We start from the raw sequence: 14,654 nt of genomic DNA on the forward strand, positions 1-14,654 counted from the left end.
ATACAGGGTGTGACACCCCGTGGTTTTGTGTGTTTGCCTGCCAGTAACAAAGCGTTCCTACCCGGATTTTTTGTTCTGTTTGATGCTGTGTCGAATCAGATCCATTTTGGTGTCATGCCAGTGCTGTGCCAACCCCGCGTTAAGGGCCTGAATTTCAGGTGTTTTATCAAGAATTTTCACCACATCCTGCCATGTGGCGCTGCCGCTTGCGACCTCGGGCACCGCGAAAATCTTCTGCAGGAAATCGTAATCTTCGGGGTAGTCCAGCACCCAGCGATATTTGAGCGGCATATCGGGGTTTGCTGCGGTGACCTTCTGATCCGGACGCACGGGCAGTTTTTTGATGTCGGTCGCTCCGTTCACCCAGAGTGTTACGTGCTCCCGGTCCGCGCTGTCGGTGGTTGATGCGTCAATGCGGTCCAGCAAGGCTTTGGTGAAGACTTCGCAGTCAAGGCCATGTGGCCAGCCCACCGCTGTCGCATAGTCCGCCTGCTGACGCGCGCGCTCATTGACCACCAGTTCACACACATTGCTGTCCAGCAAGGGGCAATCCGCGGTGACACGCATGACAATATCGGCACCATGGGTATCGGCAGCCAGTTTGTAGCGCGAGACCAGATCATCAGCCGACCCCCGGACATAGGCCACACCCATGCCTTTTGCGATCTCGAACAGCGGTTCTTCAAAGGGGTCGTCGATGCCTGCCAGCACAACCTGATCCACGTTGCGGATGCGCCCGCACCGCGCCAGCGTGTGCGCGAGGGCGGGCATGCCGGCCAGCGGCGCAAGCACCTTGTCAGGCAGGCGCTGCGACTTCCGGCGAGCCTGAACAATACATACAGTTTTCATCTATTTGCCTCCCCCGTGCGACACCCGTCGGCGCCACAAACCTGAACCAACGGAATATATGCATTATAATAAACAGGACTTGCAACCTGCCACTGGGCACTCGTCAATCGCGCGCGGACAATTGCATGATGTGGCTGGCGAGCCTTGGCAGCAATTCAGCCTCGTCCGTGAAGTCGAAATAGCGGCTGCCGGGGGCGAACGTTGCCTCCATCTGCGTTGATCCGAACATGGTCCATGGCAGGCCTTTATTGACCAGTGCCACCGGGCAGCCTGCGGCCATGGCAAACATCTGTGTTGCGGTAGGCGGGCCTACGGACACGTCCATCAGCTGTAAAAGCGCGATATTGGCTTCAATGTCCTTCTTGAGGTCGACATCGTCAAAAAAGTGTATGTTGGCAATGTCTTCAAGCGCGGCAGCCTCCTCCTCCGTATAAGAATACTGAAGGACGTAAAAGTCCGCGTCGACCATGCGCGCCAGATTGGCCACTGCCGATGCGTCGAGATAATATCGTTGCCGTTCCTGGCTCAGGTTGCCGCTGCGCCAGGAAATCGCAATTTTCAACCGTTCGCCCGCGCCAATATGCTTTGCAAACTCTTTTAAGCGCGCCGGGTCCGCCTTGGCAAAGCCGCCTTTGTATCCGCGATATCTGGCAATATCATTTGCCAGATATCGCGGGAGCGATGCAAGCGGCGCCGCATAGTCGATCCGGGGGGCTGATGTGGTGAAAGCTTTTTCCACGTCAGGGAAGCTGCGCCTGCGGTAGCGGTAGTTGCGGCTGTCCTCGAACGCGATGGCGGTCGCAGCGGGGAAGGACCGGTTATAAAGCGGTACAAGCCGTGGATCACAGCCGACATAAACCTTTTCGGCTTCATCAATTATTTTCTGGATGAAGACGCCAAACATAACCTCGTCACCGATGCCTTGTTCCGCGCACAGCAGAATTGATTTACCGGCCAGACTGTTGCCCCGCCATGCGGGTAGGCCATGGGTATAACTGGCGGCCTTGGTGTAGCCCAGTTCCGGGTCCAGCCGATATTCATAGTGTCGCCACGCGCCTTCCAGGTCGCCCCGGCCCATCAGGTACAAGGCATAGCTGACATGAATCTGGGCGTTTCTTGGCGCGAGCTTGAGCGCTTTTTCATAATAGGGTTGTGCAGCGGGCTGTGCAAAATGCATCAAGGCCATATTGTGCAGGAAGGCCGCGCTCTTCGGCGCATGTTTGATGGCTTCCTGCTGGAAAATAAGAGCATTTTCCCGATCCGCAAGATGGTGCAAGGTCAGTTGCGCCAGCGAATTCCACATGCCCGCATGGTCGGGGAAATGCGGCAGGCTGCTTTGCAGCAGGTTGATGGCAGCGTCGGGCTTGTCGCCCAGCTTCAGGCTCTCCGCCAGATTGACGATGTGGGAAGGCTCGCCCGGGTTGAAGTCAAACGCGCGGGAGAAGGCTTTTTCCGCAACGCTGGCGATCTGCATCCGAAGCGCCATTTCCCCGATGATCTGATACAGGGCTTCGGATTCGCCCTGATGGACGATCGCGTCCTGCAAGATGGCATAAGCTGCGTCGTCTTCGCCGATATCAACAAGCGATCCGGTGACGGCGGTCAGCACTTTTTTACTGCTCTTGCAGTGTTCCCACGCCTTGCTCAGAAGTGTTTTGACCTCGCCCGCACCGGCACCGGCACGGGCCTGCCTGACCAACCTGAGGCTTGTGGCTTCACTGTTGGAAAGGCCGGCCACGATATTACACTCCCTCCGTGGGAGTGGAGCCAGCGGCAGCTTTATTGTTTTTCAGATATATGGCAAACGCCTGATGGTTTGTTCGCCGGAATGTGTCGTCATAGCCGTCTTTCCATATTTCGAAATTGCCCGCCTGCGGGACCAGCCCCGCCCGTTCAAAAAAGCGCAGCAACTGCTGTGGCGAATAGTGGTCGGCAATCCGTGGGCCGTACCAGTCAAACATATGGTGATCGGTGGGCATGATATTCATGTTCTGGAAGATGAACTTCCGGAAGCCGGTTTCGCGTCCCGGCCATATCCAGCGCCCGAACCGGGAGAAGGCCGCGGCAAGCGTCTGCTGTTGCGTCCGTGGCAAGCGGGTGGTGACGGCGCGCAGCATAAGGTCAAGCGTCTCGTAAATCACGGTGCCCGTGCCGTAACAGTTTACCGAGACGGCACCATCGGGCTTGGTGACCCGTGCCATCTCATGCAACAGTTGCTGTGGCCCGCCGGTGTGCTGCATCACCCCGATAGTAAAGGCATAATCAAGCGCATCGCTGCGCAGAGGCATGTTAAGGACATTGCCGCGTACGAAAGTGACACCGTCAATGCCGCGGTCGAGAAAGTTTTTCCGCGCCACATAAACGGCCTCGCTGGCGTCCATGGAAATAATGTTCCGGATACCAGCCTCGCGCGCCTGAAAACTGTGGCGCCCGTTGCCGCAGCCCGTATCCAGCACCAGCGGGTTGTCGGGCAGGTCGATATGGTCAAACTGGGTTTTCAATTTGAAAAACATGCGCGAAAAGCTGAGCAGCCCGCCGATATATTGCAGGGGTTCATCGCCCTCCGGCACGTCGTCCAGCCAGCCCCAGTAATTGTATTTCTGCCATTCCGCACCAAAGGTGCTGATACTTTGCCGCTGGTCATGGTCGGCTAGCGCGGCAATGAAATTCGGCACACCGTAGGACACCGAATATTTTTGGCTGTTTTCCGTGCCCGTCGTCGTCAGGATAGCTTCGATGATTTCCGAGCCGTTCCGTTCCTCCACTGACAGAATTTCCAGCGGCGCACCTGTATTGGGGCATTGCAGAAACTCAAGTACATCTTCGCGCATCAATCACTCTCCTGTGCGCACGGGCATCTGACAGGTCTCTTGCATGCCAGCACGCTTTGAGAAATCAGGTTAGTATGTAAGCGGCTAAAAAGGCTAGGAAAAATAGCTTGGGACATTATGTGGTGAAAGGAGAGGGCCTATGTCTGGGGGCTGGTGTCGCCACGTTTTTCAACGCTGAAAGGTGACGTAAGGCAAGAAATTGACAGCGTTCATCAATGACCCTACGGTCGCTTGTATTCGACCCTGTTGAGGAAGTGCCAAAATGTTTGCCCCACTCCATAAAGCCGTTTTGTCAGATGAGGAACTGGTCAAGATCCGCCGGGAACTGTATCACAGCGAAGGCCCGGGCTATCACATCTTCAGAAGCTTCCTCAGCGACTATGAAGTGCAGCATATCAGACACGTCTGGACCCAATATCCGTGGGAGATGACCCATATCCGCCACCCGGGCAAGGACAATCTTGTATCCAACTCCCCGGACCTTTACCTGAAGGAACTGCCGGGCAGTGAGTCTTATTGGAACTTTCACTGGAACATCTCAAGGCGCTGCACCTTCACGCAGGAGGCCTGTGCCGCCGCCCATATGCTGCGGAATACCCTTATGGGCAAGGCGCCGTTTTTTGAGTTGTCGCCGACCGACCTCCAGGGGCAGCTTTATGCCACGTCCTACCGGGTTGTGATGTCCACCGACGCAGAGGAACTCGTGAAAGAGCATGCAGACTGGGGCCCGCGGGAGAATATCCTCGATAAACGCTATCAGTTGCAGCGGCTTCAAAACACGCTGTTCCTGTCAGAGCATGGGGTGGATTATACCGGGGACGGATTTTACATGGTTGGCCGTGACGGAGTGAAACGGCACATCTGCCAGCAGGAAAACATCCGCCCGGGCGATTTGCTTGTCTGGGCTTATAACACTCCGCATGGGGTTGGCAGTGTCAAGGCCCTTGGCGAGGATGGTCCCGGATACATGAGAATTGTCATGCCGTCCGAACGGCTGGACAGAAAACGCATCTACACCGGCGGCCGCACCGCCGTGCCAGCATTTTGATCGCGCCGGGATAGGAGAGGAACCCATGTCTGAAATGTATGAACCCTCCCTGCAGACTCTGGTAGATATCGCGGCAGAACACGGTATTCCGCCCCATGTTCACTTTACCCAGTGGCATGTTATGGCGGACGCGCAGTTCGACGCCCTGCTGACGATAGGCCTCAAGCCCGAGCACGCCTTGCTCGACATGGGATGCGGCATGGGACGCCTGGCCACCAAGACGGTCCAGTATCTTGCTGCAGGTCACTATGCCGGGATCGACGGGGACGAGATATATATTGGCATTTGCCGTCATCTGCTGGAGCCGGTGAACAAGCCGTTTCAGTTGCTTTTCAACCGGGATTTTGAGTTCGAGCGCTTTGGTATGATGTTTGATTATGGTATCGCCCAGTCCGTTTTTACGCATTTGTCAGATGCACAGGTGACGCTTTGCATCAAAAACCTCAAGGCTGTGATGCAAAAGGGCGCGCGTTTCCTCTTCACCTATATTCCACAGACACTGCCTATCGGCTTTGTCTATGAGGGTAGCTACCCGATGTTGCACCCCACCCATCAGGACGCCGGTTTTTTCGCCGCACAGGCCGAAAACCATGGCATCAAATTCCAGGACCTTGATATTCCGCATCCGTCCCAGCGCTGGGCCGAACTGGTGTTCTAGCGGGTGCCCCGGCGGCGCACCCGCTCCGCCGCTGAACAGCTTTTCCTGCCTGGCCCCGTAGAGGCCACAAAAAAAGCCACCCGTAAGGAGTGGCTTTTTTGGGTGGTGCCGGGGGCGGGTTTTTAAGCATTGGAAGCTTTCGTTGGTGCAAGATAGGGCTACTTATGGTTTTCATTTTGGTGTGGCAGCTCTTTTCCATTTAAACTCACTTTAATTTCTTGAATGGTGTTGCCCCCGTCCACCACAAGCATTTGTCCAGTTATGTAGCTTGCTTCATCGCTTGCCAGAAAAAGGGCGGCAGGAGCCACTTCTTCAGGTGTTCCCGGGCGACCAACCGGTGTGTAATTGCCTGCCATGATTTCTTCATCGGTGCTTGACCCAGTTTTGATCCAGCCTGGTGCTATTGAATTTGCAGTAATATTGTATGGGCCTAGCTCCAGGGCCAGTGTCCTTACCATGCCCATCATGCCAGCTTTAGCGGCTGCATAAGGGGCGTTTTCGGGCATGGCAACGAGCGGACCTGTTACAGATGACATATGGATGATTCGACCATGCCTTTGTTCTCGCATGCTGGGTAAAACAGCTTTTGTAAGCATGAAGGCACTTGTGAGATTGAGAGTGAGCCCTCGCTCCCAAGCGGATATCGGGGTGTCGGCCAATGTTGAGTAGGGCTCTTCAATCCCGGTTTGAACCATGCCAGCATTGTTTACCAAGACATCAATAGAGCCCAGCTCCGTCTGTGTTGCTGTTACAAGTTTAAGCACATCTTCTGAGACTGTCAGGTCCGCAGGCAAGGCAAATGTGTTGCCGGATGCCAATGCTTCCAGTTCCTTCTGGCGTTCGAAAATGCGTTCTGTTGTTGAGGATATCGCAACTTTTGCGCCGGCTTTCAGAAAAGCCTTTGCTATTGCAAAGCCGATTCCCTCCTTGCTGCCGGCCCCCGTAACCAACACTACTCGATTTTTGACACCCGTCATGCAACGCTCCATTTTTCGGTTCGGGACCACTATGTTTGCAAGCCAAGGATTTGACAACCTTGGCATTGTATTGCCTGCCAAGTGGTTTCACCGGCAAGACGGCACCCTTGATGGTTGGTGTTGATAGTCCAAAACAGAGTATTTTCTTGAGGATAGGTAATGTGACCGGGCTTGCGGCCCATAGGGCTAATGCAATAAGAACCAGAAACGCAAAAAGCCGCAGATGACTGCGGCTTTTGAAGTGGTGCCCGGGGGCGGATTCGAACCACCGACACGCGGATTTTCAATCCGCTGCTCTACCAACTGAGCTACCCGGGCAGGGTGCAGATGACGCGTGGCGTCATGCGTTAGCGAAGGGGCTTATAGGCAATAATTCGGGGCCTGTCCAGCGCTGAATGTTATTTTTTTTACATTCCCCAGCGGGTGGGAGACCGGGCGGAAAACCGTGCAAAATGTGTGCAGAAAAGCACGGATTTTGTGCGAATTCTGTGCGAAATGTGAGCGAGAACTGTGCCCCGGTTGAGCAAGCGGCTCAGTCGCGGTCTTCCGGCAGGCCTACATCGTCTGGAATTTCGCTGTCGCCGGGCAAAGTATACTCTTCATTGAACCAGCGGCCAAGGTCCAGGTCCGCGCAGCGCTTCGAACAGAAGGGGCGGAATTTAGAGTCCACCGGTTTTCCGCATTCAGGGCATTTGGGTGTTGGCATGGACTGGCCTCCTACTTGAGCGTAACATCCGGGGCGCCGCGTTCGAATGTCACGCTGCGTTGGGTCTGCAGTTTGAGGTCATCTATATAGGCGGTGTTGGTCTCAAGCCAAGAGATGACAGTCTCATTTGCGCTGATGACAAGACTGCCGGTCGCAGGGGTGCGGCCAAGCTTGCGCGCGCGCCGCAGGAGGTCAAGCGCTGTGGCGTCCGCGCGTGCGACAGGCGCGCGGGACGTCGTCAGGCGGTCGCGCAGTGAAAGCCCGCGCCGTCTGCGGTTGATCTCAACAAGGCCGAACTGCGAAATGCCGGTATGCTGCACCGGCACCGGGTCACCGTCAAAGGCGGCATCGAGCGCGCTCATCAGGTCGCGCGCCGCGCCTTTGGCCGACATGTCGATAAAGTCCACCACCACAAGACCGCCGATGTCCTGAAAGCGCAGGTGATAGCCCACGGCCATTGCGGCTTCCATATTGACAATCAGCTTGGCGTCGCCAGCCGACCGGCCCTGAAGTGCGCTGCCCATGTTCACGTCCACCACAGTCAGGGCGCGGGTCTCATGGACCGATATCCAGCCGCCGGACGGCAGCAGGATCTTGTCGGCCAGGGCTTCCTCGATCGCTTCTTCGACGCCAAAATGCTCAAAGGCCGCGCCGTCGCCCTCATAGGCGGTGATGCGACCGTCAAGGTCCGGCCAGTGTTGGATGACGGCAGCGCGCACGCTGGCGAGCGCCCCCCCACCTTCAACCATCACCGGGCCTTCCGCGCCTTCTACCGCCACCAGCGCCTGTTCCATCGGGGAGAAGGCGAACATCAGGCCGGGCTTGTCGGGGGTGGTACGGAGCGCGTCGGTAAAGCGTCTGGCCTCGGCCGCTACAGCTTCAACGGGCACGGTATCCGCGCGGGAGCGCACGATGATCGCACCGTCTGTCGCCATGGGCTGCAACAAAGGTTCAAGCGTCTTGACTGTTTTGGTGGCAATGTCCTTGGAGAAATTGAGCCGTGCACCGCCGTTCTCCACCACCACATAGCGGCCCATCAGGCGCGGGCGCGGGGTGACGACAAAGGCCTTGCCTTCGCCGACTGGCGGTTCAGCCACCACCTGAACGGCCAGCATCTGGCCTTCGGTCAAGCAGTCGCTGATACGGTCCGCCCGGCCCTTCACGAGAAGTTTGGCGCGGCGCAGGTTCATGGCACCCGGGCGGCCATCGCCCAGGTCAAGGAACGCCATGTCGAGCGTGGTGTCCACGCGGGTCACGCGGGCGTAAAACACCGCGTCTGCAGGGCTTAAGGCCACGTCGTCATGGAAGGCGAGGGTCAGCGGCAGGCCGTCTTCGTCAAGGCTTGCGCTGCGCCACTGGCCGATGCCGGGCTCGATGATGGTGTCAAAACTCATGATGCGGATGTCTTCCGGTGTGCGTTCAGCCAACCACCGACTTCAAAAAGCGGCAGGCCAACAACATTGCTATAGGATCCTTGCAGGAAACGAACATACATGGCGGCCAGTCCCTGAATGGCGTAACCACCCGCCTTGCCGTGCCATTCGCCGCTTGCAATATACTCATTGATCTCACCGGGAGCGAGCACCTTGAACGCCACCGTGGTGGTGACCGATTTCGTCAGCTGCGTGCCGTCAGCGCGCACAAGCGAGATGCCCGAGGTGACAGTGTGCCGCCGCCCGGACAGGAGCACGAGGCAATCGCGCGCCGTGGCTTCATCTTCTGCCTTGGGCAGGATACGCCGCCCGCAGGCGACCACCGTATCGGCGGCCAGTATCACGGCGCCCTTGTGCGCAGGGGCAACCGCTGCCGCCTTTTCCCGCGCCAGCCGTTCGGCATAGGCTTTCGGCAACTCACGCAGGTGCGGGGTTTCGTCAAGGTCAGCGGGGGCGATTACATCGGGCGTGATGCCGATTTGCGCCAGAAGGTCCCGCCGTCTCGGGGATGCGGACGCAAGTACAAACATGTCAGCCTTAATGGTCCTGGGTGCAGGATCGGGCGCGGGGCCGGGCTTGGTGTCGGACTTTTTGTCCGGTGCGTGCGTGGAGGGTCCAGCAGCCATCAAGCCACCCTGCGCCTTATTTGAAGCGGTAGGTGATGCGACCTTTGGTCAGATCGTAGGGTGTCAGCTCGACGAGCACTTCGTCGCCTGCGAGAACACGGATACGGTTCTTGCGCATCTTGCCAGCGGTGTGACCGAGAATTTCGTGGCCGTTTTCAAGCTCAACGCGGAACATGGCGTTCGGCAACAGTTCAGTTACCGTGCCGCGCATTTCCAAAACTTCTTCTTTAGCCATTTTATCTCCTTGGTATGGCTTTCAATTCGCGCACATACATGAAGCGCTTGCGGCAGAAATGCAACAATTTTGGCCGAAATCCCACGATATTTGTGCGAATAGCGCACATTTTGCCACAAAAGGTCGAGGCTGAGGCGGGCAAAGCTGCCCCATCGGTGCCGACAAGCCACGCAAGTGGCGCTGTCCCGGAAGCCGGACAGCAGCAGATGCCGGCTGACATGTTGGCCGGATTCCCGTCGTTGCGGGAATGACGCCAAAGGGCGAAAGTGGTGCAAGGTGGCGGGAATGAAAGCTGTGGATGGGGGAGACGTGACTGTCAGGCGGGTGGGATCTTGGCTTCAGAACGGAAAGCGGTCTGCTATGCGGACCTCAAGGTGGTCGCGCACAAGGCGGTAGCTGTCCATGATCTGGTTTCGGTTGCCTTCACTGTCTGTCGGGTCGGGAATAGCCCAAAGTTCAAGCGACTCGGGATTTTTCAGGGCCTGGCGTTCCAGGTGAGCGTGCGATTCGGCGGTCAGCGCGATCACCACATCAAAGGCGGTGAGGTCCACATCGGCAATGGTCAGTGCCTTGTGGGACGAGAGGTCGATCTTCTCTTCCGCCATCGCGGCGACGGTGAAGGGGTCCAGCGCACCGGCGATCAGTCCGGCGGATTCAACAAACAGCCGCCGTTTGCTGTGACGTTTCGCCAGCGCCTCGGCCATCGGGCTTCTCACCGCATTCTGGTTGCAGACAAACAGCACACTTTTGGCCGGCGGCTTGGCCGGTGGTGTTGCGGGTGCGGTGTCTGTCATCGTGGGCCCCGTCCGTCCTTGAGGTGCAACACGCAAACGAGGGTGAAAAGCCGCCGGGCGGTCTGCATATCCACCCTGATCTTGCCCTCAAGCCGCTCCATCAACAGTTCACTGCCCTGGTTATGGAGGCCGCGCCGACCCATGTCGATGGCTTCAATCTGGCTTGGGCTTGCCGATTTGATCGCCTCATAATAGCTGTCACAAATGGCGAAATACTCGCGGATGATACGGCGAAAGGGGGTAACAGCGAGGCGAAAGCTCATCAGCACATCGTCGCCAGTGCTTTTCACGTCAAACGCCAGTCGTCCCTCTGATATGGCCAGATGCAGCTTATAGGGGCCTTCATAGCGTTCGTCGGCTGACTTCAGAAGTGCAAAGCTGTTTTCTTCCAGAAGGTCAAAAATCGCGATGCGGCGCTCATGCTCCACATCCGCGCTCCAGCGCGTGATGGTGGATTGATCGAGCGTCACATCTACAAGTTTGTGCTTGGCCATAGTGCTATTGTTGAAGGTCTTGCAGGCGAATGGCAACAGAAAGAGCATGTGCATCAAGCCCTTCTTCCTCGGCCAGCCTTACCGCAGACGGGCCGATCATGGCCAAGCTCTCTGCCGTGCAGCCGACAAATGTGGTACGTTTCATGAAATCATAGACACTAAGGCCCGATGAAAACCGCGCCGTGCGCGCCGTGGGCAGCACGTGGTTTGGCCCGGCAACATAATCGCCAATGGCTTCCGGTGTGTAGCGACCAATGAAAACCGCACCCGCATTACGAACCTTGAGCCGCATGGCATCGGCATCATCGGTGGCAAGCTCTAGGTGTTCGGGCGCGAGGCGGTTGATCAGCGGGATGGCATCGGCCAGCGCATCAACTGTGATGATGGCCCCATATGTGTTCCAGCTCTCCAGCGCGATGCCGGCGCGGGGCAGGGTGGCGAGGTGATCCTCAACCGCTTGCGCGACCATCTCGCCATAGCGTGCGTCATCGGTAATAAGGATGCTTTGCGCCGCCGTGTCATGTTCGGCTTGTGACAGAAGATCAGCCGCGATCCAGCGCGGGTCGTTCCGGTTGTCGGCCACGACCAGAATTTCACTCGGGCCCGCGATGCTATCGATGCCAACCTTGCCAAACACCTGCCGCTTTGCTTCGGCGACAAAGGCATTGCCGGGGCCGACGATCTTGTCCACCGGGGCGATTGTCTCAGTGCCAAACGCCAGCGCCGCCACGGCCTGCGCGCCGCCGATGCGGTAAATCTCTGTCACGCCTGCCAGCTTCGCCGCTGCCAGCACCAGCGGGTTCAGGACATTATCGGGTGTCGGCACCACCATGACCACACGGTCAACGCCTGCCACACTTGCCGGGATAGCGTTCATCAGCACGCTTGAGGGGTAGCTGGCCGTACCGCCCGGCACATAAAGCCCGGCGGCTTCGACCGCCTGCCAGTTCTGGCCAAGGCGCACGCCCGCGTCGTCGGTATAGTCAAGGTTAGCGGGGATTTGTTTTTCGTGGAAGGCGCGAATGCGCGCGGCCGCCACTTCCAGCGCGGCCATGGTTTCCGTGTCGACCTGAGCGCAGGCCGTGTCAACTTCCGCCGCGCTGATTTTCAGGCCACGGGTGCGGGCGTCGAAACGGTCAAACTTTGCCGTCAGGTCATAAAGCGCGTCGTCACCGCGCGCCTTTACGTCGTTGATGATGCCGGTGACCACGTCACGTACATCGGTCGTGGTTTCACGTTTGGCGTGCAGCAGCTTTTCAAACTCGGCTGCAAAATCGGTGGCGGAAGACTTAAGACGCAGAACCATTTTTCACGGCCTCCCTGAAACGTTCGATCCAATAACTGACCTCGCGCGGGCGGGTCTTGAAGGCGGGGCGATGCACCACAAGGCGCGAGGTGATGTGGGTCAGCACCTCCACTTCCTTCAGCTTGTTTGCCTTCAAGGTGCCGCCGGTTGATACAAGGTCAACAATGCGGCGTGACAGGCCAAGCTGTGGCGCCAGTTCCATCGCGCCATTGAGCTTGATGCATTCGGCCTGCACACCGCGTTCGGCATAATAGCGGCGTGTGAGGTTCGGGTATTTGGTCGCCACACGGATGTGGGACCATTCGCGCGGGTCTTCGTCTGCTTCATCTTCGGGCATTGCCAGCGACAGGCGGCAGTGGCCGATCTCAAGGTCCAGCGGGGAATAAAGGTCCGAATAGCCAAATTCCTGCAGCACATCATTGCCGACAACCGCGAGATGCGCGGCACCGAAGGCCGCAAACGTCGCGGCATCAAAGGCACGTACCCTGATGATCGACAGGTTACGCACATTGGTGTCAAACTGCAGCGCGCGGGATTTGGGGTCATCAAAAGCCGGTTCCGGATGGATGCCCGCCGCATGCACGAGAGGCATCACTTCTTCAAGGATGCGGCCTTTCGGGAGGGCGAGCACCAGTTTGTCACTGAGTTCCATGATCTTTGGTCCGGTTGTTTGGCTTTGATGTCGGGATTTGTTCCATAGGCTGTTTATATGTCGGTTTTGATTGCCGACAATATTTTGACCCTCACGCAGGCGTATTTGCGTGTGGCTTAGTCGGTATGATGAGGGCGTGCGAGGGCTTCCCAATCATCGCTCAGGTCGCTCATTACCGCGTCAACACATTCAGCCGACAGCTTCAAGGTGGCACCACCGGCGAAGTTCAGGAGGATATCAAACGCCTCGTCGCGCTCATGGGCTTCCATGCTCAAGAGGTCCAGCACGTCTTCCCTGGCACCCATGTCGATGCCCTGCGCCTGAACCTTCGTGATGCTGTTCAGGTGCACGCCGGTGCGTACGCGTTCGCCCTTGGGGCGGAAGAACTTGCGTTTCTTCTCCCAGCGGAAGCGGTTGGCGACAAAGGCAAGCCGATGTGAGGTGGCCATATAGTCGATATCGCCTACACGCACGGTGGCGTCCTGCATCAGGCTTGACATCACCGTCAGGTCTTCCGCGCTTTGCGCCAGCAGTTTCAGGGTATCGCTCATGTTGCTCGGCCTAACGTTCATATTTGTGCGCAATGTACGGGCACACCCCGCGCGCTTCAAGTGCTTAAACGCCTGCATGGGCGCAGAAAATCTGATTAGGGGCTAAACCCTTGGTTACGTGCTAGCCCGGCATGCGCTCAATTCTGGCGCCGACGGCCTTCAGTTTCTCCTCAAGCCGCTCATAGCCGCGGTCCAGATGGTAAAGCCGGTTCACTGTGGTTTCGCCTGCCGCCACAAGCCCTGCCAGAGCAAGCCCCATGCTGGCGCGCAGGTCTGTGGCCATCACGGGCGCGCCCTTGAGCTTTTGCGTGCCGCGCACCGTGGCGGTGGAGCCCTTGACGGTGATATTGGCGCCCAGGCGGGTAAGCTCGGAGACGTGCATGAAGCGGTTCTCGAAGATGGCTTCGGTGATGACACTGGCGCCGTCGGCCACACATGCGAGCGCCATGAACTGCGCCTGCATGTCGGTGGCGAAACCGGGGAAGGGCTGGGTAACGACGTTAAAGCCCTGCACGTGGCCGTTAGCTTTCACTCGCACGCTGCCGTCTTCTACACTGACAATGCCGCCTGCTTCCGTGAGTGTGTCAAGGGTGGCCTGCATGTCGTCGGCCTTCGCCCCTTCAAGCAGCAGGTCGCCTCGGGTCATCAGCGCGGCCACCGCGTAGGAGCCAGCCTCGATGCGGTCTGGCATCACCGCGTGGGTGCAGCCGTGCAGTTTCTCGACACCTTCCACCGTGATGGTCTCATGCCCGGCGCCTGTGATGCGCGCGCCCATGGCGTTGAGGCATTTGGCAAGGTCGACAATTTCGGGTTCGCGTGCGGCGTTCTCAATGGTGGTGGTACCCTTGGCCAGCGCTGCTGCCATGAGGATGTTTTCTGTCGCACCAACAGACACAAACGGGAAGCGCACACGTCCGCCCTTGAGGCCACCGGCGGCGGTGGCGCGCACATACCCCTGTTCCATCTCGATCTTCGCGCCCAGCGCCTCAAGCGCTTTCAGGTGCAGGTCAATCGGACGGTTACCGATGGCGCAGCCGCCGGGCAGGCTTACCGTCGCCTCGCCCATGCGCGCCACAAGGGGCCCCAGCACAAGGATGGACGCGCGCATTTTCCGCACAATGTCATAGGGTGCCACGGTATCGTTGATGGTGTGAGCATCGAACGTCAGGCTGCGGCCCGTCAGCATGCCGCCGCGGCCGCCCTCAATGGTGACTGTGACGCCAAGGTGGTTAAGGAGGTCCGTGAGCGTGGTGATGTCCGCCAGCCGTGGCAGGTTCTCAAGCGTGACCTTGTCTTCCGTCAGCAGGCAGGTACACATCAGCGGTAGCGCAGCATTTTTCGCGCCCGAGATGGGGATGGTGCCGTGAAGCGGTGTGCCGCCGCTGATGACGAGTTTTTCCATGGGGGTCGGACCTTCAGAATAGTCATAAACAATGCCCGCACCGTGGCGGAAAAAAAAGGCAGCAAGGCGGCAGACGCGGGTACCTTTTCAGG

General features: G+C 58.1%; 16 protein-coding genes and 1 tRNA gene. 2 read left to right on the plus strand and 15 right to left on the minus strand.

All coding sequences use genetic code 11. From position 1 onward, the window contains the following. Nucleotides 1-57 precede the first annotated feature (57 nt). From OEU85_RS18115 to OEU85_RS18125, 3 genes are all read right to left on the minus strand, one after another. Nucleotides 58-849, minus strand: a complete 792-nt coding sequence (locus tag OEU85_RS18115; RefSeq protein ID WP_262692941.1) for a glycosyltransferase family protein — start codon at nucleotides 847-849, stop codon at nucleotides 58-60. A gap of 103 nt (nucleotides 850-952) precedes the next feature. Further along, a complete protein-coding gene (locus tag OEU85_RS18120; RefSeq protein WP_262692942.1) occupies nucleotides 953-2,587 on the minus strand; it encodes a tetratricopeptide repeat protein in 1,635 nt (544 codons plus the stop codon). A 4-nt stretch (nucleotides 2,588-2,591) separates the two neighbouring features. Further along, a complete protein-coding gene (locus OEU85_RS18125; RefSeq protein ID WP_262692943.1) occupies nucleotides 2,592-3,680 on the minus strand; it encodes a class I SAM-dependent methyltransferase in 1,089 nt (362 codons plus the stop codon). 262 nt (nucleotides 3,681-3,942) lie between these two features. Between OEU85_RS18125 and OEU85_RS18130 the strand changes: the two genes are divergently transcribed. Together OEU85_RS18130 and OEU85_RS18135 are read left to right on the plus strand one after the other, a co-directional pair. Then, the gene (locus tag OEU85_RS18130; protein WP_262692945.1) at nucleotides 3,943-4,728 is read left to right on the plus strand and encodes a hypothetical protein; all 786 of its coding nucleotides are present in this window, start codon (nucleotides 3,943-3,945) and stop codon (nucleotides 4,726-4,728) included. 25 nt (nucleotides 4,729-4,753) lie between these two features. Next, nucleotides 4,754-5,386 carry a class I SAM-dependent methyltransferase gene (locus tag OEU85_RS18135; protein ID WP_262692946.1) on the plus strand — a complete coding sequence of 211 codons (633 nt, stop codon included), beginning with the start codon at nucleotides 4,754-4,756 and terminating at the stop codon, nucleotides 5,384-5,386. A 158-nt stretch (nucleotides 5,387-5,544) separates the two neighbouring features. On the opposite strand, the gene OEU85_RS18140 is transcribed toward OEU85_RS18135, so the two are convergent. From OEU85_RS18140 to murA, 12 genes are all read right to left on the minus strand, one after another. After that, nucleotides 5,545-6,363, minus strand: a complete 819-nt coding sequence (locus tag OEU85_RS18140; RefSeq protein WP_262692947.1) for an SDR family NAD(P)-dependent oxidoreductase — start codon at nucleotides 6,361-6,363, stop codon at nucleotides 5,545-5,547. Nucleotides 6,364-6,605: 242 nt separating this feature from the next. Beyond that, nucleotides 6,606-6,681: transfer RNA gene (locus OEU85_RS18145), tRNA-Phe, on the minus strand. Nucleotides 6,682-6,895: 214 nt separating this feature from the next. Beyond that, nucleotides 6,896-7,069, minus strand: coding sequence for a DNA gyrase inhibitor YacG (locus OEU85_RS18150; protein WP_262692948.1), 174 nt, complete (start codon nucleotides 7,067-7,069; stop codon nucleotides 6,896-6,898). Nucleotides 7,070-7,080: 11 nt separating this feature from the next. Next, entirely contained in the window at nucleotides 7,081-8,496 is a 1,416-nt protein-coding gene (locus tag OEU85_RS18155) for a ribonuclease E/G (RefSeq protein ID WP_262692949.1), read from the minus strand. Beyond that, entirely contained in the window at nucleotides 8,460-9,032 is a 573-nt protein-coding gene (locus OEU85_RS18160; RefSeq protein WP_394805446.1) for a Maf family protein, read from the minus strand. Before OEU85_RS18160 ends, OEU85_RS18155 begins: the two co-directional genes overlap by 37 nt. A 112-nt stretch (nucleotides 9,033-9,144) precedes the next feature. After that, complete coding sequence (infA, locus tag OEU85_RS18165) at nucleotides 9,145-9,363, minus strand: translation initiation factor IF-1 (RefSeq protein WP_020400497.1); 219 nt, start codon at nucleotides 9,361-9,363, stop codon at nucleotides 9,145-9,147. 338 nt (nucleotides 9,364-9,701) lie between these two features. Then, nucleotides 9,702-10,157 carry an arsenate-mycothiol transferase ArsC gene (locus tag OEU85_RS18170; protein ID WP_262692951.1) on the minus strand — a complete coding sequence of 152 codons (456 nt, stop codon included), beginning with the start codon at nucleotides 10,155-10,157 and terminating at the stop codon, nucleotides 9,702-9,704. Next, a complete protein-coding gene (locus tag OEU85_RS18175) occupies nucleotides 10,154-10,651 on the minus strand; it encodes a UPF0262 family protein (protein WP_394805447.1) in 498 nt (165 codons plus the stop codon). The genes OEU85_RS18170 and OEU85_RS18175 overlap by 4 nt, the downstream gene beginning before the upstream one ends. A 4-nt stretch (nucleotides 10,652-10,655) precedes the next feature. After that, the gene (gene hisD / locus OEU85_RS18180; RefSeq protein ID WP_262692953.1) at nucleotides 10,656-11,957 is read right to left on the minus strand and encodes a histidinol dehydrogenase; all 1,302 of its coding nucleotides are present in this window, start codon (nucleotides 11,955-11,957) and stop codon (nucleotides 10,656-10,658) included. Further along, nucleotides 11,941-12,609: an ATP phosphoribosyltransferase gene (gene hisG, locus OEU85_RS18185; protein WP_262692954.1), complete on the minus strand. Its 669-nt coding sequence runs from the start codon at nucleotides 12,607-12,609 to the stop codon at nucleotides 11,941-11,943. The genes hisD and hisG overlap by 17 nt, the downstream gene beginning before the upstream one ends. 116 nt (nucleotides 12,610-12,725) lie before the next feature. Continuing rightward, a complete protein-coding gene (locus tag OEU85_RS18190; protein ID WP_262692955.1) occupies nucleotides 12,726-13,160 on the minus strand; it encodes a DUF2948 family protein in 435 nt (144 codons plus the stop codon). A gap of 121 nt (nucleotides 13,161-13,281) precedes the next feature. Beyond that, the gene (gene murA, locus OEU85_RS18195; protein WP_262692956.1) at nucleotides 13,282-14,562 is read right to left on the minus strand and encodes a UDP-N-acetylglucosamine 1-carboxyvinyltransferase; all 1,281 of its coding nucleotides are present in this window, start codon (nucleotides 14,560-14,562) and stop codon (nucleotides 13,282-13,284) included. Nucleotides 14,563-14,654: the final 92 nt, after the last annotated feature.

It is taken from the genome of Kordiimonas aestuarii, assembly GCF_025574465.1.
GTDB lineage: Bacteria > Pseudomonadota > Alphaproteobacteria > Sphingomonadales > Kordiimonadaceae > Kordiimonas > Kordiimonas aestuarii.

Bases quoted from the DNA above. Each gene is read 5' to 3' on its own strand.
- OEU85_RS18115 (WP_262692941.1), bottom strand. From the start codon at position 849: ATGAAAACTGTATGTATTGTTCAGGCTCGCCGGAAGTCGCAGCGCCTG.
- OEU85_RS18125 (WP_262692943.1), bottom strand. From the start codon at position 3,680: ATGCGCGAAGATGTACTTGAGTTTCTGCAATGCCCCAATACAGGTGCG.
- OEU85_RS18130 (WP_262692945.1), top strand. From the start codon at position 3,943: ATGTTTGCCCCACTCCATAAAGCCGTTTTGTCAGATGAGGAACTGGTC.
- OEU85_RS18135 (WP_262692946.1), top strand. From the start codon at position 4,754: ATGTCTGAAATGTATGAACCCTCCCTGCAGACTCTGGTAGATATCGCG.
- OEU85_RS18140 (WP_262692947.1), bottom strand. From the start codon at position 6,363: ATGACGGGTGTCAAAAATCGAGTAGTGTTGGTTACGGGGGCCGGCAGC.
- OEU85_RS18150 (WP_262692948.1), bottom strand. From the start codon at position 7,069: ATGCCAACACCCAAATGCCCTGAATGCGGAAAACCGGTGGACTCTAAA.
- OEU85_RS18160 (WP_394805446.1), bottom strand. From the start codon at position 9,032: ATGTTTGTACTTGCGTCCGCATCCCCGAGACGGCGGGACCTTCTGGCG.
- infA (WP_020400497.1), bottom strand. From the start codon at position 9,363: ATGGCTAAAGAAGAAGTTTTGGAAATGCGCGGCACGGTAACTGAACTG.
- OEU85_RS18170 (WP_262692951.1), bottom strand. From the start codon at position 10,157: ATGACAGACACCGCACCCGCAACACCACCGGCCAAGCCGCCGGCCAAA.
- OEU85_RS18175 (WP_394805447.1), bottom strand. From the start codon at position 10,651: ATGGCCAAGCACAAACTTGTAGATGTGACGCTCGATCAATCCACCATC.
- hisD (WP_262692953.1), bottom strand. From the start codon at position 11,957: ATGGTTCTGCGTCTTAAGTCTTCCGCCACCGATTTTGCAGCCGAGTTT.
- hisG (WP_262692954.1), bottom strand. From the start codon at position 12,609: ATGGAACTCAGTGACAAACTGGTGCTCGCCCTCCCGAAAGGCCGCATC.
- OEU85_RS18190 (WP_262692955.1), bottom strand. From the start codon at position 13,160: ATGAGCGATACCCTGAAACTGCTGGCGCAAAGCGCGGAAGACCTGACG.
- murA (WP_262692956.1), bottom strand. From the start codon at position 14,562: ATGGAAAAACTCGTCATCAGCGGCGGCACACCGCTTCACGGCACCATC.